The following is an 18478-nucleotide window of genomic DNA, read 5'->3' on the forward strand; positions in this document are numbered from 1 at the left end:
GTCCAGTTCCGGGCGCCGACGGGGAGGTATTAGTCGCCTCGGCCCCTGTACTCTGTCATGAGCCAGACCTCGGAGCAGTCGGTGCTGCTGTCGGACGACCCCCCGCTCGACCTCCGCCTCTCGGAGTCGGAGCTTGCGGCGACCCGCGAGCGGATCGTCTCGTTCATCCGCGACGTGGTCGACGACGCGGGCGCGACGGGCGCGGTCCTCGGCCTCTCGGGCGGTATCGACTCCACGCTCACCGCGTACCTCGCGGTCGAGGCGCTCGGCGAGGAGGGCCTCCACGGGCTCACGATGCCCTCCGCGGTCAACGACCCGGACGTGATGAGCGACGCCGAGCGGGTCGCCGCGGACCTCGGCATCGAGTACGACGTGGTCGAGATCCAGCCGATCGCGGAGGCCGTCTTCGACGCCGTCCCCGATGCGGCCGACGACCGCACGGCCGCGGGCAACGTCTACGTCCGCACCCGCGCCGTGCTGAACTACTTCGTCGCCAACGCCGAGGACCGCGTCGTCCTCGGGACCGGGAACCGCGCGGAGGCGATGACCGGCTACTACACGAAGTACGGCGACCAGGCGGTCGACTGTAACCCCATCGGCAACCTCTACAAACAGCAGGTGCGCCAGCTGGCCGCGCACGTCGGGGTCCCCCGCGAACTGGTGATGCAGGAGCCGACCGCGGGGATGTGGGAGGGGCAGACCGACGCCGAGGAGATGGGACTCGACTACGACACCGTCGACGCGATCCTCGCGGTCCACGTCGACGGCGGGCTGTCCCGGGCGGCGACGGTCCGCGAACTCGACGTGCCCGAGGCGGCCGTCGACCGCGTGGTCGACCTCCACGAGCGCAGCGCCCACAAGCGGGCGATGCCGCCGGCGCCGGAGCGGTAAGAGGGCTCAGAGCGGTAAGAGGGGTCGGAGCGGCGGGGAGCCGCCGGGGTCGGGAGGACCGTGCGGGACGGCGAGCCGGAGCGGTCAGCGGGGGTCAGGCGTTCTGCGCCCGTTCCTTCGCCACCTCGGCGATCCCGGCGTTCGCCGAGCAGTTCGGGCACGCGTGTACCCGTCTCCGGTCGTCCCCGAAGACCTGGACGAACCGCTCGGAGACGTGCGCCTCGCAGTGTTCACAGGTCGGCATGGCGGTGAATGGTATCGCGGGTCATATTCGACACACGTTCACTTGGTGCCCAGACCTCAAGAGCGCTTTTCAAACTCCGTCCCAAATCAGGCCCAAATTGGGGGACCGAAGCCGGAACACGGGCGAAAAACGCGGGCCGAGAAGGGGGTTAGCGGGCGGGACGGCGACGCGGTCCCGTCGCGCCGCCGCTCTCCCCGCGACCGTCGATCGCTCCGCGCGACGCGCCGCCGACGGGCCCGGCGGTCAGAACTCGCGCAGGGCGTCGAGCACGTCGTAGGCGCTCCCGTCGTCGATGACCTCGCGGGCCGCGTCGAGGCCGTCCTCGATGGAGTCGGCGTCGCCGCCGGCGTAGATCCGGAGCGCGGCGTTGACCGCGACCGCGTCGGCGAAGGCGCCGTCGCGCTCGCCGGCCAGCACTTCTTCCGTGACCGCCGCCGAGTCGGCGGCCACGTCGTCGACCGCGAGGTCCTCCTCCTCGAGGTCCATCCCGTACTCCGCGGTCTCGATCTCGAAGTCGTCGAAGGAGGCGCCCTCGCTTCCGGCCTCGTCGCCGTCGTCGCCCGCGGCGTCCCACTCGGCGACCTTCGTGTAACCCGGGCGCACGTCGTCGTACCCCTCCATGCCCTGGAACATCAGGACGCGGTCGAGGTCGTGGAACTCGCTTTCAACGAACGTGTCGACCACCTTCTTCGCGAACGCGAGGTGGTAGAAGGAGCCGAGGTGGACGGAGGCGCCGGCGGGGTTCGCCAGCGTCTCGACGGTGTTGACGAACGTCCGGACGCCCATCTGGTCGCGCCGGTCGAACAGGTCGTCGATGGCGGGGTTGAACGCGGGCTGGTAGTAGAAGCCGAAGCCGGTCTCGTCGACCATGTCGGCGGAGTCCGAGGGCGTCAGCTCGGTGTGGACGCCCAGTTCGTCTAAGACGTGCTTGTACGCGTCCTGCTTCTGGGTCGGCACGCGGTCGCCGGAGTGGACGACGACCGGGGTGCCGGCCGCGGCCGCGACGGCGCCCGCGGCGACGCCTAAGATTGCGGTCCGGCCCTTCCCGTCGTAGTTGGCGCCGCAGTCGACGGGGTCGGCGTCGGGCTCGGCGTACTCGACGCGGTCGCACATCACGTCGACGTACGCGCCGAGCTCCTCGGGCGTGTTCCGCTTCCAGCGGTTGGAGAGCCAGAACGCCCCGAGCGTCGTCGGGTCCGGCTCGTCCGCGAGGATGCGCTCGAACGCCTCGGTCGCCTGCGCGCGCGTCAGGTCGTCGGCCGACTTGTGGCCGGAGCCGCAGACCTCGGTCATCAGCCGCTTGAGGGGCCAGTCGCCGAACTCCTGGGTCGCCTGAGCCATACGCATCGTTCGGGTTCTCGGACGAAAAGTCCCCCGTTCGACTCCCGCGCGTCGGGAACGCGTCGGGCCGGGACCGTCCCTTTGGAACGCGACCGCAGGCGACGCGCGCCCGCCCGTCCCTCGCATCGCGCGCGAGCGCCGGGCCCGGCCGACCGGGTCGCTCTCTCGGGAATCGTGGTAGTTGTTCGCAAACAATAACCGTATGGATGTCTGTTTATACAAAGAAATGTAATACGTTTCGGTTGTTCTGCGCTTTTCTAATTCTGTATCAGGGCCTAATCAGCGTTAGAGTTATATGTTTGTCCATCTACTGGCCGGCTGTACCCGATGACGTCCAAATCCGTCGCCACCGCGCTCACGCTGTACCGGTCCCGCACGCTGACGCTCGAACAGGCCGCGACCGTCGGCGGCTGCTCGACGGCGCAGCTGGAGGAGAGCGCCCGGGCGTTCGCGGCGACGCCCGGCGAGCCCCCCGCCGACGACTGACGCGCGCTCGTCCGCATCGACACCCGTCTCGCTGACGCTCGACGCGCTGACGCTTGACGCGCTCCCGCTGACGCTCGACGCCCTCCGAAACCCGTACGTACGCCCGCCCCCTATTCGAGGTAATGAGTCTGGACGCCGACTGGCGGGCCGACGTCGACGCCGTCGACGCGGCCCTCATCGACGAGTACCAGAGCGGCTTCCCCGTCGCGGAGCGCCCGTTCGAGCGGGTCGCCGACGAGATAGCGACCGAGACGGGCGCCGCGGTCGACGCCGACGAGATCCTCCGGCGCGTCCGCGACCTCCGCGAGCGCGGCGTGTTCCGCCGGTTCGGTGCAGTTCTCAACCCGCCGGTCATCGGTTCCTCGACGCTGGCGGCGGTGCGCGCCCCCGAGGACCGCTTCGACGAGGTCGCCGAGGTCATCAACGGCTACCGGCAGGTGAACCACAACTACCGCCGCGACCACGAGTGGAACCAGTGGTTCGTCGTCACCGCCGGCTCGCGGGAGCGACGCGACGAGATCCTCGACGAGATCGAGGAACGGACCGGCTGCGAGGTCCTCGCCCTGCCGATGCTCACTGACTACTACATCGACCTGGAGTTCCCCGTCGTCAACGCCGACCGGTTCGCGCGCGAGTCCCTCGACGAGACCGACGTGTCCGCCACCCGCATCTCCGAGGACGCGCGCGGCGACCTCTCCGCGCTCGACGCCGACCTCCTCTTGGCGATCCAGGACGGCTTTCCGCTGTCCGCGACCCCCTACGAAGACGTGGCGGCGGAGATCGGTGCCCCCGTCGACGACGTGCTCGCCGCGGTCGAGCGCCTGCTCGCCGACGGCTGTATCAAGCGCGTCGGCTGTATCGTCAACCACGTCGTCACCGGGTTCACGAACAACTGTATGGTGGTCTGGGACGTGCCGGACGACGAGCTCGACGAGCGCGGCGAGGCGGTCGGCAGCCTCCCGTACGTCACCCTCTGTTACCACCGACCGCGCCGCCCCGACCGGGACTGGCCGTACAACATGTTCACGATGATCCACGGCCGCGAGGCCGAGGCGGTCGACGCGAAGATCGACGAGCTGGCGGCCGACCACCTCCCGTTCGCCCACGAGCGGCTCTACTCGACCGAGACGCTGAAACAGACCGGCGCGCGCTACGAGGACCTGGTCGCGGACGGGGAGTAAACAGACTGGAAGGCGAGCGGGAACGGACAGGAAAACGGGACGACCCGGGCCGCGGTTCAGTCGTCGCCGAGGACGGTCGTCCGCTCGCCGGCGGCGGAGTCGCCCGCGACGCGGTCGCCGTCGACGCCGCGGTCGGCGCCGAGGCGGTCGAGCGCGTCGGCGCCCGCGACCGCGACGACGACGAAGCCGACCTTCGAGACGATGTCGAGGTAGACGAACACGAGCATTTCCGTCGCGGGCGTCAGCAGCCCGAGCCCGGTGGGCGCGAGCAGCCACACGACCGGGTACAGCGTCCACAGCACCACCGTGATGTTCCGGAGCGTGCCGAAGACGGCGCGGACTCGGTCGCTCTCGGCCGAGGCCGACCGCGGGAGCGAGACGAGGAGCCCGTAGACGAGCGCGAGGTACGCCGCCCCGGCGACGCCGAAGGCGACCCACGAGACCGCTCCGGTCGTCGCGGCGGCGATGATACCGCCGGCGATGATCACCACGTCGACCCCGATCAGCCCGGCGAGTACGCGCCGCGACGGTCGCGCGAGCAGCCCGAGGTAGAGGAGGAGAAGCGGCGTCGTCAGGAGCCAGTCGACGTATCGAGCGACGTCGAGCTCCCCGGCCGACAGCGAGACGCTGCCAAACCCGAGCGCCATCAGGAGGTACGCGACCGCCGCGATACCGGTGACGCCGGCGAGGGTGCCGTAGTAGACGGCGTGCGACTTGCCGGCCTCCGAGGACCGGGAGAACCACGCCCACAGCGGGGGAACCGTCCCGGCGCCCATCGCGAGGGCGCCGATCCACGCCCAGACGGCGGTGTCGACGAGCATCTCAGTTCACCTCCTCCCCGGCGGCCGCGCCGTCGCCGCCGTCGTCGCGCGAGAAATCGAACTCGGCCCCCGCACCGCCAGCGGTCCCTCCGTCGGGAGCCGCGGTGGCGTCGGGCGCCGCGCCGCGCCCCGTCGCTCTGTTCGGGCCGTCGAGGCCCTCGTCGGTCGCGAACGCGAAGTCGTCGACCGCGTCGCGCAGCGCGAGCGCGCGGTCGGAGAGCGACCCGGCCGCGGTCTCGACCGCCCCCAGGGTCCGCTCCTGTTCGTCGACCGCGCCGGTCACGTCGCCGGCCGCGCTGGCCGTCTGCGCGCTGATCGCGGAGACGTCCTCGACGTGGCCGACGACCGCGTCGACCGAGTCCGCCTGCGTCTCGGTGGCGCGGGTGATTTCGGTCATGCTGGCGTCGGTACGCTCGGAGGCCTCCGCGAGGCGCTCTAAGGCGTCGATGGAGGTCTCGACCGTGTCGACGCCGGCGGAGATCCGCTGTTCGGTGCGCGCCATCGCGTCGGCGCCCGTCTCCGCGCGCTCCTGAACGGCGTGGATCCGGGCCTCGATCTCGCTGGCCGACGCCTGCGTCTCCTCAGCCAGCGACTTCACCTCCTCGGCGACGACCGCGAAGCCGGCGCCCTCGGCGCCGGAGCGGGCGGCCTCGATGGAGGCGTTCAGCGCGAGCAGGTTCGTCTGCTCGGCGATCTCCGAGATGGTGTCGACCACCTCGCCGATCTCCTCGACCTCCGCCGCGAGCGCCTCGACCTCCGCGGTCGTCTCCGCGGTCGTCTCCTCGACCGCGTCCATCTCCGCGAGCGCCTCCTCGGCGGCCTCGCGGCCCTCCTCGCCGACCTCGGCCGCGTGTTCCGCGGTCTCCGCGACGTCGGTGACGGTGGAGGCGACCTCCTCGGCGGACGAGGCGAGGTTCTCCGCCTCGTCGGTCGCCGCCCGCAGGTCGTCGCGCTGGGTGCGGGCCCCCTCGGCGATCTCCGAGACCGCCTCGCTCACGGTCCCAGTCGTCGCCCGCAGGTCGTCCGTGCGGTCGTCGACGGTCCCGGCCACGTCGGCGGTGTCCTCGGCGACCGTCGCGACGGACGCGACCGTCCCCTCCAGCTCGTCGGCCATCTCGTTGAACGCGGCGCCGACGCGCGCCATCGCCGCGCTGTCGCTCTCCGGGTCGACCCGCCGCGTCAGGTCGCCGTCGGCGAGCGCGCGCATCGCGGTCTCGTACTCGGTCGCCTTCTCCTCGACCGTCTCGGCGCGCGCGTCGGCCTCCCGCCGCGCCCGCTCCGCCTCCTCGCGGGCCGACTCGGCGTCGGCGATCTCCGAGCGCAGCGAGCCGCGCATCTCGTCGAACGCCCCGAACAGCCGCCCGATCTCGTCGGTCCGGCCCGTGTCGAGCCGCACGTCGAGGTCGCCCTCGGCCATCCGCTCGGCCTTACCCGTGAGCTGCCGCAGGGAGATGACCGTGTTCGATCCGATCGTGACGCCGATGAGCGCGAGCCCGATCACCGTCAACAGCGTCATCCCGACGAGCCCGGACCGCACCGCTTCGCCCGCGGCGCCGGCCGCCTCGGCGCGAAGGTAGACGATAACTCCGTATGAGACTGAGACCCCCATGACCCCGACCAGCGACAGAGCGAGCTTCGCGCCGTAGCTCGATCGGACGCCCGGGGCCGATCCTGCTTGCATGTGTACTCGACCGCAGGGATCGCGCCGTGATAATAACCCTCCCCAGGATATTAACGGTGATAATCACTCTCGGCGCGGCGCCCGGCGGTCGCGGGGAGGCGACTCCGGCGACGCGGTCCGACCGAGGCCGGTCTCTCGACCCGCTCCGGACCGGTACGTTGAGGCCGCCGCCGGCCGCACGGTGAGACATGGCGACCGCTTTCGACAGGCTCGGATACGGGACGTACAAGCTGGCGGACGGCGAGGAGTGCGCGGCCGGGGTCGCGCACGCGATCGAGACCGGCTACCGCCACGTCGACACCGCCCAGGGGTACGACAACGAGGCCTCGGTCGGCGACGGGATCGACCGGAGCGGCGTCGACCGCGACGACCTGTTCGTCGCGACGAAGCTCTCGACGGACAACCTCTCGTACGACGACGCCGTCGAGACCGCCCGCGCCAGCCGGGACCGGCTCGGCGTCGACTCGATCGACCTGCTGTACGTCCACTGGCCGATCAACAGCTACGACCCCGAGGAGACGCTGCCCGCGCTCGACGACCTCGTCGACGACGGCGTGATCGACCGGATCGGGCTCTCGAACTTCGAGCCGGACCAACTGGACGAGGCGATTGACCGCCTCGACCACGACGTGTTCGCCCACCAGGTCGAGTGTCACCCCCTGCTCCAACAGGAGCGGCTCCGCGAGTACGCGGTCGAGGACGGTCACTGGCTCGTCGCCTACTCGCCGATCGCGCGCAACCGCGTCGCCGACGTCGACGCGCTCCGCGAGGTCGCCGCGGCGCAGGACGCGACCCCCGCGCAGGTGAGCCTCGCGTGGCTGCTCTCCAAGGAGCGCGTCGCGCCGATCCCGAAGGCGGCCGACCACGGTCACGTCGAGGAGAACTGGGCCGCCCGCGAGATCGACCTGACCGACGAGCAGATCGCCCGGATCGACGGGCTCGACCGCGGCGAGCGGGTCGTCGACTTCGCGGAGGCCCCTTGGAACTGAGCCCGCGCTCCGGAGCGTTCAATACCGCTACTGTCCCCTCATAGTCGGTTTAACGGTCTTCCGTGTCGAGTGATAGTGTGTGCCGGAGTCGAGCCCACGGTCCGACCGCGGCCCCGCCCCGGAAGCCGACGGCGACGCGGACGGCGAGTCGGGTCCCCGCGACCGTCCGGCCCTCCTCGCCGCCACGCCCGACCCGGAGGCGGTGTCGGACCGGCTCCGCACGCTCGCCGCCCTCGCGGGCCTCCTCGGTCTCTTGTTGACGCTGATCGCGCTGGAACTGCTCGTCCGTCTCTGACCCGTCCGCCGCCGGACCGAAACTGAACGCCAGATCTCCCCGATCCGCCGGCGGATCCGTCCTCCCCGGTAGTTTCACTTCCGCTTTCGGGCGCGTTTTTAAAAAGTGCGGGCACGACAGTCCGGACATGGCTCAGTCCACGTTCGACGACGACGACCTGTTCGGCGAGGCGGCCGAGGAGACCCGCGCGGAGGTCGAAGAGCACCTCGCGGCGGCGCGCGACCAGCTCCCCGACCCGGACGCGGTGTGGGAGACGGACGCGGACAACGTCCTCGGCGCGCTCAACGGGCTGAAGTCCGCGCTCGACGCCGGCGACGCGGTCGACAGCGTGCGCTCGGCGAAGAAGGCGTACGTCCTCGGCGAGCGGGCCGACGCGTTCGACGACGCCGACGACCTGAAGGCGGAGATAGAGGAGCTGGAGTCGCTCGTCGGCGACATCGAGAGCGCGGCCGACGAGGTGGCCTCCCTCACCGGCACCGTCCCCGCGATCCGCGGCGCGCTCCAGGACGCGGCCGACGAGGAGTAGCCCCTCTCGCTTCCTCAGGTCTCCCGGTCGACCACCGCCGCCGCCAGCTCGGCGAGCGACGCGCTCGCGCGGTCGAGCAGCTCCCGCCCGCGCTCCGCGTCGCCCGCCCGCGGGTCGCCGACGACGCCGTTGTCGGTGAACTCGTCGGAGTCGTGCGCGAGGTTCACCCCGGCGACCCACTTGCCCCACCGCTCGGCGGCGCCCGCGCTCGCCTCGTCGACCCGCTCCTCGCGGACCAAGTCGGGGTTCGTCGCGCGCAGCAGCGCGGTCTCCAGCGGCCCGGCGTGACCCATGTCGCTCGCGTGGTCGCCGACCGCCTCGAACCAGGTGAACGCGACGCCGTACCCCGCGTGGGCGTCGTCGCGCGAGAACCGCCGGGCGACCTCCGCGAGCGCCTCGACGTTCCCCCCGTGGCCGTTGACGAACACGACGCGGTCGACCCCGTGCGAGACCAGCGACTCGGCGGACTCCCGGACGTACGCCCGGAACGTCTCCGGCGAGACCCACATCGTCCCGTCGAACGCGCGGTGTTCCTCGGCGACGCCGACCGGGACCGCCGGCGCGACCGCGACCCCTCCGCGCTCCGCGGCGGCGGCCTCGCTCGACGCCGCCGCCTCGTAGGCGTCGGCGCCCGCCTCGGCGACCGCGACGGCGTTCAGGGTGTCGGTGCCGAGCGGGGCGTGCGGCCCGTGCTGTTCCGTGCTGCCGACCGGGAGGAACGCGACGTCGACGTCGGCGTCGCGGACGTCGGTCCACGTGACCTCGCTGAGGCGCATATCCGCACCTCGGCGCGCGGCGTGGTATAGGCGGCGGTCACCGCCGACGCCGCCGTCCGGCGGCCACTGGCGGCGAGACCGGTGTCGCGGGCGCTCCCGAGGTATTATGCCCCTCCCCGTAGATCCGGGCCGCATGAGCGGTGACAACGCGGACCACGACTCGGAGGCGCACGAGCCGGCCCCCGCCGTGACGTTCGGCCCGCTGAAGCGGGCGCTCCGCGAGCACCGCTACCCGGTGACGGCGGCGGAGCTGATAGAGCAGTACGGCGCCGCGACGCTGGAGGCGGAGACGACGACGGAGCGGCTCGACAGCCTGCTCGAGGGCCGCGAGGAGACGCAGTTCCGCGACCCCGCAGAGGTCCGCGAGGCGGTCCTCGACGCGCTCGGGTACGCCGACGACTCCCCGGCGCCCGCCGACGAGTGGACTCGGCTGCCGCGGTGACGGTCGACCGGGCCGACGGGTCGCTCCGATCGACCGCGGTCAGTCGTCGTCGCTCTCGGCGTCCTCGACGATCCGGGCGGTGCGCTCCTGCGCCCGGTCGATGAACTCCTGTGGCAGCTCGTCGATCTCGCCGGCCTGAACGCCCCAGAGGTGCGCGTACAGCCCGTCGTTGTCGAGCAGCTCGTCGTGCGTGCCGCGCTCGGCGACCTTCCCGCCCTCCAGAACGAGGATGGTGTCCGCGTCCTTGATCGTCGAGAGCCGGTGGGCGATCGCGAACGTCGTCCGGTCCTCCGTGAGGCGGTCGAGCGAGCGCTGGATCAGCATCTCGGTCTCCGTGTCGACGTCGGAGGTCGCCTCGTCGAGGACGAGGATGTCCGGATCGGTCAACACGGCGCGGGCGATGGTGATCCGCTGGCGCTGGCCGCCGGAGAGCTTCACGCCGCGCTCGCCGACCATCGTGTCGTAGCCGTCGGGGAGGTTCTGGATGAAGTCGTGGGCCTCGGCAGCCTCGGCCGCCTCGCGGACCTCCTCGTCGGTCGCGTCGAACGTGCCGTAGGTGATGTTCTCGCGGACGGTGCCGTAGAACAGGTACGACGACTGCCCGACGTAGCCGATCGCGCGGCGCAGCGACCGCAGCGTCACGTCGCTGACGTTCTGGTCGTCGATCCGGATCTCCCCGTCGTCGACGTCGTACATCCGGAGGAGCAGCTTGAGCACGGTCGACTTGCCGGCCCCGGTCGGGCCGACCAAGGCGAGCGTCTCGCCGCCCTCGACCGCGAAGTCGATGTCCTCGACGATGGTCTCGTCGTCGTAGCCGAAGGAGATGTCGTCGTACACGACGCGGCCGTCGTCGACGACGAGCTCCTCGGCGTCGCGGTCCTCCTCCAGCTTCGAGGGCTCGTCCATCAGCCCGAAGATCCGCGCGGAGGAGGCGCGGGCGCGCTGGTACATGTTGATGATCTGCCCGAACTGTGCCATCGGCCAGATGAACCGCTGAGTGTAGAGGATGAACACGACGAACATCCCCTCGGAGAGCTCGCCCGTGAACGGGCCCGGCGGCCCCTGGAACACCCAGAGTCCGCCGACGACGAACGTGAGGACGAAGCCTATGCCCGCGAGCACGCGGAGGCCGGGGAAGAACTTGATCCGCGTCTCGATCGCGTCCCAGTTGGCGTCGAAGTAGTCGAAGGAGACGTCGTCGACGCGCTCGGACTCGTAGGACTCGGTGTTGGCCGCCTTGATCACCTGGATGCCGCCGAGGTTGTTCTCCAGCCGGGAGTTCATCTTGCCGACCGTCGACCGCACCTCGGCGTACTTCGGCTGGATGATCTTGATGAACACGTAGGTGAACCCGGCGATGACGGGGACGGGGAGCAACGCGACCAAGGCGAGCTGCCAGTTGATCCAGAACAGGAGGACGCCGATCCCGATCACCATCACGGACAGCCGGAACACGGAGTTCATCCCGTCGTTGAGGAACCGCTCCAAGCGGTTCACGTCGTTCGAGAGGATGGACATCATCTCGCCGGTCTGCTTGTCCGAGAAGAAGTCCATGTTGAGCCGCTGCATCTGGTCGTACGTGTCGGTCCGGACGTCGTGCTGGATGTTCTGGGCGAAGGCGTTGAACCCCCAGTTCCGGACCCAGTGGAACCCGGCGCCGAAGGCGAACGCGCCGGCCAGCACCGCGATCGTGAACCAGAACTGGTCAACCTGCGTCGTCGGGAGCCACGCGTCGGGCAGTAGCACCAGCGGGATCTGCTCGTCGAACGCGGCCTCGCCGCGGAAGATGGCGTCGAGAGCGATCCCTAACATTAGGGGCGGGAGCAGGTCGAGCAGCCGCGCGAAGACGCTCGCGAGGATCCCCACCGTCACCTGCGGGACGTAGTCACGGCCGTACTCGACGAACAGCCGCTTCATCGGATTCTCGATCTTGTCCCGCTGCTCCTCGAAGGGATCGTCTTCCTCCCATTCGACGCCACTCATCACCCGGTCGTATCAGGTAAGCGGGCAAATAGGTTTCCTTCGAACCGAAATACATCGGCAGAAAACGCCGGTAGCGCGCGGCCGTTCGGGCGATTTCGCCCGGCCGACCGCGGTCGCCGCGCGGACGCCTCGGCCGATCCGAGAGCGCGACCGTCGCGCGCGCCGGTCCCGGCTCCGACGACCGCACCGCGGACTCGCTCCTCGCGGCCCGGGGTCGGCCTCACAGCTCGCGCCGCTCCACGTCGGGATCGACCCCGGCCTCGTCGAGGTCCTCCCGGATGCGTCGGCGCAGCGGGTCCGGCACCTCGTCGCGGGGGACCGGCGCCGCCGTCTCGCCCTCGTCGTCGGTCGGGACGGACCAGTAGAGGACGCGGGGCGTCTCGGCGTAGAACTCCACCGCGTATCGGTCGCTGCCTCCCTCGTAGTGGACGCGGGCGGCCGCGCCCTCCGCGCGCCACCCCTCCTGTCTGACCAAGGCGGCGATCGGGTCTCGCATGGCCGCGCTCGGGGGCCCGGACACATGTGGGTGTCGGCCGGGGTCGCGACCGAGGCTATTCGCCGGCGGGCCCGGTCGCCCGCTCCCCGCTCCGCCCGCATCGACACCGGTTTACAACCGCCGTCCCGATGACCCGCCATGTCTCTTCGCGTCACGTTCCTCGGGACGGGCGGCGCCGTCCCGACCGTCGAGCGCGCGGCCAGCGCCGTCTTCGTCAACCGCGAGGGCGACCGCTTCCTCTTCGACTGCGGCGAGGGCACCCAGCGCGAGATGATGCGCAGCGGCACGGGGTTCGCCGTCGACCGCGTGTTCGTCTCGCACCTCCACGGCGACCACGTCCTCGGGATCCCCGGCCTCGTCCAGACGCTCGGGTTCAACGACCGCACCGACCCGCTGACGGTCCACTGCCCGCCGGGGACCGACGACCACCTCCGCGACCTCGTCCACGCGGTCGGCCACGACCCGGCGTTCCCGGTCCGGATCGAGCCGGTCGCCCCCGGCGAGGTCGCCTACGAGACCGACGAGTACGCGGTCCGCGCCTTCGAGACGGAACACCGGACCGTCTCGCAGGGGTACGTCTTAGAGGAGGACGACCGCCCCGGCCGCTTCGACCGCCCGAAGGCGGAGGCGCTCGGCGTCCCCGTCGGCCCGAAGTTCGGCCGCCTCCACGAGGGCGAGGCGGTCGAGGCCGAGGACGGCACGGTCGTCGAGCCGGAGCAGGTCGTCGGCCCGCCGCGCCCGGGCCGGAAGCTGGCGTACACCGCCGACACCCGCCCGCGAGAGAGCACCGTCGAGGCCGCCGAGGGCGCCGACCTGCTGATCCACGACGCCACCTTCGCCGACGACATGGCCGACCGCGCCCGCGACACGGCCCACTCCACCGGCCGCGAGGCGGGGTCGATCGCCGACCGCGCGGACGCGAAGCGGCTCGCCCTGGTCCACATCTCCTCGCGCTACGCCGCGGACCCGAGCCCGATCCTCCGGGACGCCCGCGAGGCGTTCGACGGCGAGTGTCTCCTGCCCGACGACGGCGACCTCATCGAGGTGCCGTTCCCCGACGCGGACTGAGTTACTGAGGGTTCGACCGGCCGGTCCCACTCGGATGACTTCGTGACCGGCATGGAGACTGCCGAAGCCCCGGTCGCTCGACCGTACGATGACGGTTTTACTTATAAGCGGTCGTTCGACACGGAGACCGCCGAAGGCCCAGTCGCGAGGCGGGCGCACGCTCGCTGTGCGCCTCGTTCAGTCGCTCGCGCTGCTCGCTCCTTCGCCGCGGTGCTTGCGTCGCCTGCGCCCGCCTCGCGACTGCCCCTTCGAGTCCCGCCCGCACAGCGACCGCACCTCACGCCTCCCCAGCCTCGTCGCTCACTGCGTTCGCGCCTCCCTCGCGCGTGCTTCTCGCGCCCGACGGGCGCTCGAAGGCACGCAGGGAGGCGCGACGCGCCTCTTGCAGCCGGCGGCAGAGCCGCCGGCGACGCCACCGCTTCGTCACCTCCGTCGGATCCGCTTTTGTGTCACTCTGACCCGTGAGACAGTTCCACTTGAAACGAAGCCCGCGCACGGCTGACGGGCGTCTGACGCGAGCGAGGTCGTCCCGTCGGTCGATCTCCGCGGATCGAAAGAACTCCACGTAGCGGCCCTCAGGCGGGCGTTTCGTTCCACTTTCACCGCGGTCACGTACGTTTTAATACCATCTGGAACCAACTGTCGTACGCCTCCCACTGAAAACAAGACCGGAGGCGGAGACACCCCATGAGCGAACTGCGACAGGAAGCGGAAGCGATAGCGGAACAGTTCTCGGACCACACCGACGTCGACCCCGACGACGTCGAGGAGCGCCTCGAAACGCTCGTCGACGAGTACCGCGTGCCGCTCGACGAGGCGAGCCGGAGCGTCACCAACAGCTACCTCGAAGACGCCGGCATGGAGCGCGACGAGCTCGGCCGCGGCGGCAGCGAGGAGGTCCTCGTCAACGACATCGACGAGGACGAGCAGTGGGTCGACCTGCGCGTGACGCTGGTCGACCTCTGGGAGCCGCGCAGCGACTCCATCTCGCAGGTCGGCCTGCTCGGCGACGAGTCGGGCACGATCAAGTTCGTCGCCTTCGAGACCTCCGACCTCCCCGAGCTGACGGAGGGGCAGGCGTACGAGCTCTCGAACGTCGTCACCGACGAGTACGAGGGGAGCTACTCGGTGAAGCTCAACCGGACGACTGGTATCACCGAGATCGACGAGGCGATCGAGGTCGGCGACAACGCCGACACCGTCGAGGGCGCTCTCGTGGACATCCAGTCCGGCTCCGGGCTGATCAAGCGGTGCCCCGAGGAGGACTGTACGCGCGTCCTCCAGAACGGGCGCTGCTCCGAACACGGCCAGGTCGAAGGCGAGTTCGACCTCCGGATCAAGGGCGTCTTAGACGACGGCGAGACGGTCACCGAGGTCATCTTCGACCGCGAGGCCACCGAGGAACTCACCGGCATGACCCTGGAGGAAGCCAAGGACATGGCGATGGACGCGCTCGACACCACCGTCGTCGCCGAGGAGATGGGCGAGGACGTGCTCGGCCGCTACTACCGGGTCACCGGCCCCACCTTCGGCCGGTACGTCCTGGTCGACGAGATGGAGGACCCCGGCGCGGTCGACGTTGAAAGCGCGCTGATCGAAGCGAGGTCGATCTGAAATGAGCGGGTCAGCACCCACCCGAGAGGTCGCCCGGCGCGTGTTCGCGAGCGAGTTCAACGACGCCGGCTACACGTTCACCGAGTCCGACGACGAGCGCGCCCCCGTCTACGCGCTGCTCCCGACCGGCGAGTCCTCGAACCGCGTGTTCTTTGTAGGCACGCTCACGGAGAAGGAGGACGTCGGCGAGGACAGCGAGTACTGGCGCGGCCGCATCGTCGACCCGACGGGCACGTTCTTCGTGTACGCCGGCCAGTACCAGCCGGAAGCCGCTTCCAAGCTCCGGGACCTGGAGCCCCCGGCCTACGTCGCAGTCGTGGGGAAGCCCCGGACCTACGAGACCGACGACGGCACGGTCCGGGTCTCCGTCCGCCCCGAGTCGATCACCGAGGTCGACGCCGCCACCCGCGACCGCTGGGTCGCGGAGACCGCCCGCCGCACCGTCGAGCGCGTCGCCGCGTTCGACGACGAGGGTAACGAGTACGCGCGCATGGCGCGCGAGGAGTACGACCTCGACCCCGAGACGTACAAGGCCGCCGCGCTGTCGGCGTTAGAGGACCTCGACGAGAGCGGCGACGAGCTCGCCGGCGACGACGCCGCGCTCAGCGACGCCCCCGACGGGTCCGACTCGGCCGGCGCACCGGAGCCCTGAGGCGAGCGCGCCGCAGCCCTGATCCGGGGACGCCCGCCCGGCGCCCCGACGGCGCCGCTCGCCGTGCGACCGTCTGACAAACTGTTAAGTACGCAGCGAGACCTACGACCCGCTAATGGGCAACAAGAACAAGACGGTCTCATTCCGCGTCAACGAGGACGCGTTCGAGGCGCTCCGCGACATCGCCGAGGAGCGGGACATCTCGCTGTCGGCGGTCTTCCGGGACTACGTGGACATGCTCGTTGCCCACGACGGTCAGGTCCGGGTCGTCCCGGAACACGAGCTGACCGACGCGGACGGCGACGGCGAGGCCTTCCCGCCCCGGGTCGAGGTGCCGAAGAGCTTCGTCCGGGAGCACGAGCGGCTAGAGCTCGAGGCCGAACACCTCCGCGAACAGCTCGAAGAGCACAAGCGGTACATCAACCACCTCCGGGAGCAGGTCGAGGGCGACGACGAGGACGTGATCCACCTAGAGGACCTCGACGGCGAGTCGGACGAGCCGTCGTTCCGACTCGGATAGGGGCACACGTCGCCCCGGACCGCCTTCCGCTCCGACCGAGACCGTCCCCCCCGGCGCTTCTCTCGCCGCGCTCGCCCGCCGAGCCGCGGCGCCGCGCCGCCCGGGTCCCGCTCCGACCGGCGCCCCCCGGCGCGAAAACCTTCCTGTTTGTCCGTTACTGACCGCCGAACCGCACATCTTGGCGAAAATATTGCCGGATGGCCCGAAGTTTGTTCAGAAACGTCCGATTCTCTTCCAGTGCGATGGACGGTTTCTCAGTGCGAAGGCGCTATTTCTGATTATACTAAATTATTTACGAAAACGATATTACCCGGGCGGTGGACGGATCGGACATGCGAAGGTGGGTTCGACCGTGACCGTGTTCGACAGGGCGTACGACGATACGGTTCGCGTCCTCGACGAGGACGGCGAGGTCGTCGGCGACGTCCCCGACCTCGACGACGAGTCGCTCGTCGAGATGTACAGGCACATGCGGCTGGCGCGGCACTTCGACGGCCGCGCGGTGAGCCTCCAACGGCAGGGCCGGATGGGGACGTACCCCCCGCTCTCCGGCCAGGAGGGCGCCCAGATCGGTTCGGCGTACGCGCTCGCCGACGACGACTGGATGATCCCGTCGTACCGCGAACACGGCGCCGCCCTGGTCCACGGGCTCCCGCTGAAACAGACGCTGCTCTACTGGATGGGCCACGAGGACGGCAACCGCGCGCCGGACGACGTCAACGTCTTCCCGGTCGCCGTCCCCATCGCGTCGCAGGTGCCCCACGCGACGGGCGCCGCCTGGGCCTCGAAGCTCCGCGGCGAGGAGGACGCGTTCCTCTGCTACTTCGGCGACGGCGCGACGAGCGAGGGGGACTTCCACGAGGGAGTCAACTTCGCCGGCGTGTTCGACACGCCGACCGTCTTCTTCTGTAACAACAACCAGTGGGCCATCTCCGTCCCCCGCGAGCGGCAGACCAGGAGCGCGACGCTGGCGCAGAAGGCGGAGGCGTACGGCATCGACGGCGTCCAGGTCGACGGCATGGACCCGCTCGCGGTGTACAGCGTCACGGAAGCGGCCCTGGAGAAGGCGCGCGACCCCGACGCCGACCGCCCGCGGCCGACGCTCATCGAGGCGGTCCAGTACCGCTTCGGCGCGCACACGACCGCCGACGACCCGACGGTCTACCGCGACGACGACGAGGTCGAGCGCTGGAAGCGGAAGGACCCGATCGACCGACTGGAGGCGTACCTCCGGGACGAGGGAGTCCTCGACGACGAGCGCGTGGCCGAGGTCGAGTCGTCGGTCGAGACGCGGGTCGCGGACGCCATCGACGCGGCGGAGTCGATGGCGCGGCCCGACCCGCGGGAGCTGTTCGAGCACGCCTACGCGGAGCTCCCGCCCGAACTGGAGCGGCAGTACGAGGAGTTCGCCGCGCTGCGCGACGAACGCGGTGACGCGGCGTTCCTGGAGGACTGAATGACTGACACACAGAACCTCACGCTGGTACAGGCGATACGAGACGGACTACACACCGAACTGCGCGAGGACGACGACGTCGTCGTGATGGGCCAGGACGTCGGGAAGAACGGCGGCGTCTTCCGCGCCACGGAGGGGCTCTACGACGAGTTCGGCGGCGACCGGGTGATCGACACCCCGCTCGCCGAGTCGGGCATCGTCGGGACCGCGGTCGGGATGGCGGCGATGGGGATGCGCCCGGTCCCGGAGATACAGTTCTCCGGGTTCATGTACCCCGGCTTCGACCAGGTCGTCTCGCACATGGCGCGGTTCCGCACCCGCAGTCGCGGGCGGTTCACGCTCCCCATGACGCTCCGGGCGCCCTACGGCGGCGGCATCCGCGCACCGGAACACCACTCCGAGTCGAAGGAGGCGTTCTACGCCCACGAGGCGGGGCTGAAGGTGGTGATACCCTCGACGCCCTACGAGGCGAAGGGCCTGCTCGCGGCGTCGATCCGCGACCCCGACCCGGTGGTCTTCCTCGAACCGAAGCTGATCTACCGGGCGTTCCGCGAGGAGGTGCCCGAGGAGCCGTACACGGTCCCCATCGGCGAGGCGGCCACGCGCCGCGAGGGCGACGACGTGGCGGTGTTCACCTACGGCGCGATGACTCGCCCCACGCTGGAGGCCGCCGAGACGCTCGGCGAGGAGGGGATCGAGTGCGAGGTCGTCGACCTCCGGACGGTCTCCCCGCTCGACCGCAAGGCGATCGTCGAGGCGTTCGAGAAGACCGGCCGCGCGGTCGTCGTCCACGAGGCGCCCAAGACGGGCGGGCTCGCGGGCGAGGTCACGGCGATCCTCCAAGAGGAGGCGCTGCTGTACCAGGAGGCGCCGATCGGGCGCGTCACCGGGTTCGACGTGCCGTACCCGCTGTACGCGCTGGAGGACTACTACCTCCCGTCGGCGGCGCGCATCGAGGACGGCATCCTGGAGGCGGTCGAATTTTAACATGGCCGCCGGAGATACACCCATGAACG

The 18478-nt window shown here is 70.4% G+C and carries 20 protein-coding genes; 13 read left to right on the forward strand and 7 right to left on the reverse strand.

The annotated features are described in order from the left end of the window. The first annotated feature begins 57 nt into the window (after positions 1-57). Complete coding sequence (locus EXE50_RS11280; RefSeq protein ID WP_053770157.1) at positions 58-891, forward strand: NAD+ synthase; 834 nt, start codon at positions 58-60, stop codon at positions 889-891. A gap of 94 nt (positions 892-985) precedes the next feature. On the opposite strand, the gene EXE50_RS17475 is transcribed toward EXE50_RS11280, so the two are convergent. After that, positions 986-1135, reverse strand: coding sequence for a hypothetical protein (locus tag EXE50_RS17475; protein WP_167551883.1), 150 nt, complete (start codon positions 1133-1135; stop codon positions 986-988). A 243-nt stretch (positions 1136-1378) separates the two neighbouring features. Further along, a complete protein-coding gene (locus EXE50_RS11285; protein ID WP_053770156.1) occupies positions 1379-2476 on the reverse strand; it encodes an anthranilate phosphoribosyltransferase in 1098 nt (365 codons plus the stop codon). A 327-nt stretch (positions 2477-2803) separates the two neighbouring features. On the opposite strand from EXE50_RS11285, the gene EXE50_RS17480 reads away from it, so the two are divergent. Continuing rightward, positions 2804-2962 carry a hypothetical protein gene (locus tag EXE50_RS17480; RefSeq protein ID WP_167551882.1) on the forward strand — a complete coding sequence of 53 codons (159 nt, stop codon included), beginning with the start codon at positions 2804-2806 and terminating at the stop codon, positions 2960-2962. A gap of 122 nt (positions 2963-3084) precedes the next feature. Next, positions 3085-4143 (forward strand): Lrp/AsnC family transcriptional regulator, encoded by a 1059-nt coding sequence (locus EXE50_RS11290; RefSeq protein ID WP_137705127.1) that lies wholly within the window; start codon positions 3085-3087, stop codon positions 4141-4143. A 56-nt stretch (positions 4144-4199) separates the two neighbouring features. Here EXE50_RS11290 and EXE50_RS11295 read toward each other — a convergent pair whose 3' ends face one another. Continuing rightward, a complete protein-coding gene (locus EXE50_RS11295) occupies positions 4200-4964 on the reverse strand; it encodes a bacteriorhodopsin (RefSeq protein WP_137705128.1) in 765 nt (254 codons plus the stop codon). 1 nt (position 4965) lies between these two features. After that, positions 4966-6645: a methyl-accepting chemotaxis protein gene (locus EXE50_RS11300; RefSeq protein WP_137705129.1), complete on the reverse strand. Its 1680-nt coding sequence runs from the start codon at positions 6643-6645 to the stop codon at positions 4966-4968. A gap of 188 nt (positions 6646-6833) precedes the next feature. Here EXE50_RS11300 and EXE50_RS11305 point away from each other — a divergent pair, with 188 nt between their 5' ends. The 3 genes from EXE50_RS11305 to EXE50_RS11315 all read left to right on the forward strand — a co-directional run bounded on the left by EXE50_RS11305 (position 6834) and on the right by EXE50_RS11315 (position 8455). After that, complete coding sequence (locus EXE50_RS11305) at positions 6834-7634, forward strand: aldo/keto reductase (RefSeq protein WP_053770152.1); 801 nt, start codon at positions 6834-6836, stop codon at positions 7632-7634. Positions 7635-7713: 79 nt separating this feature from the next. Continuing rightward, positions 7714-7929 (forward strand): hypothetical protein, encoded by a 216-nt coding sequence (locus EXE50_RS11310; RefSeq protein ID WP_053770151.1) that lies wholly within the window; start codon positions 7714-7716, stop codon positions 7927-7929. Between the two features lie 127 nt (positions 7930-8056). After that, positions 8057-8455: a DUF5790 family protein gene (locus tag EXE50_RS11315; RefSeq protein ID WP_053770150.1), complete on the forward strand. Its 399-nt coding sequence runs from the start codon at positions 8057-8059 to the stop codon at positions 8453-8455. Between the two features lie 14 nt (positions 8456-8469). Here EXE50_RS11315 and EXE50_RS11320 read toward each other — a convergent pair whose 3' ends face one another. Then, a complete protein-coding gene (locus tag EXE50_RS11320; protein ID WP_137705130.1) occupies positions 8470-9231 on the reverse strand; it encodes a creatininase family protein in 762 nt (253 codons plus the stop codon). A 106-nt stretch (positions 9232-9337) separates the two neighbouring features. Here EXE50_RS11320 and EXE50_RS11325 point away from each other — a divergent pair, with 106 nt between their 5' ends. After that, entirely contained in the window at positions 9338-9673 is a 336-nt protein-coding gene (locus tag EXE50_RS11325) for a hypothetical protein (RefSeq protein ID WP_199236339.1), read from the forward strand. A gap of 39 nt (positions 9674-9712) precedes the next feature. Here the strand turns inward: EXE50_RS11325 and EXE50_RS11330 are convergent, their stop codons facing one another. Together EXE50_RS11330 and EXE50_RS11335 are read right to left on the reverse strand one after the other, a co-directional pair. Further along, a complete protein-coding gene (locus tag EXE50_RS11330) occupies positions 9713-11656 on the reverse strand; it encodes an ABC transporter ATP-binding protein (protein WP_137705131.1) in 1944 nt (647 codons plus the stop codon). A 220-nt stretch (positions 11657-11876) separates the two neighbouring features. Further along, positions 11877-12152 (reverse strand): hypothetical protein, encoded by a 276-nt coding sequence (locus EXE50_RS11335; protein ID WP_137705132.1) that lies wholly within the window; start codon positions 12150-12152, stop codon positions 11877-11879. Between the two features lie 138 nt (positions 12153-12290). Here EXE50_RS11335 and rnz point away from each other — a divergent pair, with 138 nt between their 5' ends. From rnz to EXE50_RS11365, 6 genes are all read left to right on the forward strand, one after another. Beyond that, complete coding sequence (gene rnz / locus EXE50_RS11340; RefSeq protein WP_053770145.1) at positions 12291-13220, forward strand: ribonuclease Z; 930 nt, start codon at positions 12291-12293, stop codon at positions 13218-13220. Between the two features lie 687 nt (positions 13221-13907). Further along, entirely contained in the window at positions 13908-14834 is a 927-nt protein-coding gene (locus EXE50_RS11345; RefSeq protein ID WP_053770144.1) for a replication factor A, read from the forward strand. A 1-nt stretch (position 14835) separates the two neighbouring features. Continuing rightward, the gene (locus tag EXE50_RS11350) at positions 14836-15486 is read left to right on the forward strand and encodes an RPA family protein (RefSeq protein WP_137705133.1); all 651 of its coding nucleotides are present in this window, start codon (positions 14836-14838) and stop codon (positions 15484-15486) included. A 115-nt stretch (positions 15487-15601) separates the two neighbouring features. Next, the gene (locus EXE50_RS11355) at positions 15602-16006 is read left to right on the forward strand and encodes a CopG family transcriptional regulator (RefSeq protein ID WP_053770142.1); all 405 of its coding nucleotides are present in this window, start codon (positions 15602-15604) and stop codon (positions 16004-16006) included. Positions 16007-16358: 352 nt separating this feature from the next. After that, entirely contained in the window at positions 16359-17462 is a 1104-nt protein-coding gene (gene pdhA, locus EXE50_RS11360; RefSeq protein ID WP_137705159.1) for a pyruvate dehydrogenase (acetyl-transferring) E1 component subunit alpha, read from the forward strand. Beyond that, the gene (locus EXE50_RS11365) at positions 17463-18449 is read left to right on the forward strand and encodes an alpha-ketoacid dehydrogenase subunit beta (protein ID WP_137705134.1); all 987 of its coding nucleotides are present in this window, start codon (positions 17463-17465) and stop codon (positions 18447-18449) included. It begins immediately after the preceding gene. The last annotated feature ends 29 nt before the right edge of the window (positions 18450-18478 follow it).

The organism is Halorubrum sp. ARQ200, from assembly GCF_005435115.1.
GTDB lineage: Archaea > Halobacteriota > Halobacteria > Halobacteriales > Haloferacaceae > Halorubrum > Halorubrum tropicale.

Coding starts and splice junctions, on each gene's coding strand:
- EXE50_RS11315 (WP_053770150.1), top strand. CDS start 8,057: ATGGCTCAGTCCACGTTCGACGACGACGACCTGTTCGGCGAGGCGGCC.
- EXE50_RS11345 (WP_053770144.1), top strand. CDS start 13,908: ATGAGCGAACTGCGACAGGAAGCGGAAGCGATAGCGGAACAGTTCTCG.
- EXE50_RS11330 (WP_137705131.1), bottom strand. CDS start 11,656: ATGAGTGGCGTCGAATGGGAGGAAGACGATCCCTTCGAGGAGCAGCGG.
- EXE50_RS11290 (WP_137705127.1), top strand. CDS start 3,085: ATGAGTCTGGACGCCGACTGGCGGGCCGACGTCGACGCCGTCGACGCG.
- EXE50_RS11355 (WP_053770142.1), top strand. CDS start 15,602: ATGGGCAACAAGAACAAGACGGTCTCATTCCGCGTCAACGAGGACGCG.
- EXE50_RS17475 (WP_167551883.1), bottom strand. CDS start 1,135: ATGCCGACCTGTGAACACTGCGAGGCGCACGTCTCCGAGCGGTTCGTC.
- EXE50_RS11285 (WP_053770156.1), bottom strand. CDS start 2,476: ATGGCTCAGGCGACCCAGGAGTTCGGCGACTGGCCCCTCAAGCGGCTG.
- EXE50_RS11335 (WP_137705132.1), bottom strand. CDS start 12,152: ATGCGAGACCCGATCGCCGCCTTGGTCAGACAGGAGGGGTGGCGCGCG.
- EXE50_RS11365 (WP_137705134.1), top strand. CDS start 17,463: ATGACTGACACACAGAACCTCACGCTGGTACAGGCGATACGAGACGGA.
- EXE50_RS17480 (WP_167551882.1), top strand. CDS start 2,804: ATGACGTCCAAATCCGTCGCCACCGCGCTCACGCTGTACCGGTCCCGC.
- EXE50_RS11320 (WP_137705130.1), bottom strand. CDS start 9,231: ATGCGCCTCAGCGAGGTCACGTGGACCGACGTCCGCGACGCCGACGTC.
- EXE50_RS11295 (WP_137705128.1), bottom strand. CDS start 4,964: ATGCTCGTCGACACCGCCGTCTGGGCGTGGATCGGCGCCCTCGCGATG.
- rnz (WP_053770145.1), top strand. CDS start 12,291: ATGTCTCTTCGCGTCACGTTCCTCGGGACGGGCGGCGCCGTCCCGACC.
- EXE50_RS11305 (WP_053770152.1), top strand. CDS start 6,834: ATGGCGACCGCTTTCGACAGGCTCGGATACGGGACGTACAAGCTGGCG.
- EXE50_RS11300 (WP_137705129.1), bottom strand. CDS start 6,645: ATGCAAGCAGGATCGGCCCCGGGCGTCCGATCGAGCTACGGCGCGAAG.
- EXE50_RS11280 (WP_053770157.1), top strand. CDS start 58: ATGAGCCAGACCTCGGAGCAGTCGGTGCTGCTGTCGGACGACCCCCCG.
- EXE50_RS11325 (WP_199236339.1), top strand. CDS start 9,338: ATGCCCCTCCCCGTAGATCCGGGCCGCATGAGCGGTGACAACGCGGAC.
- EXE50_RS11350 (WP_137705133.1), top strand. CDS start 14,836: ATGAGCGGGTCAGCACCCACCCGAGAGGTCGCCCGGCGCGTGTTCGCG.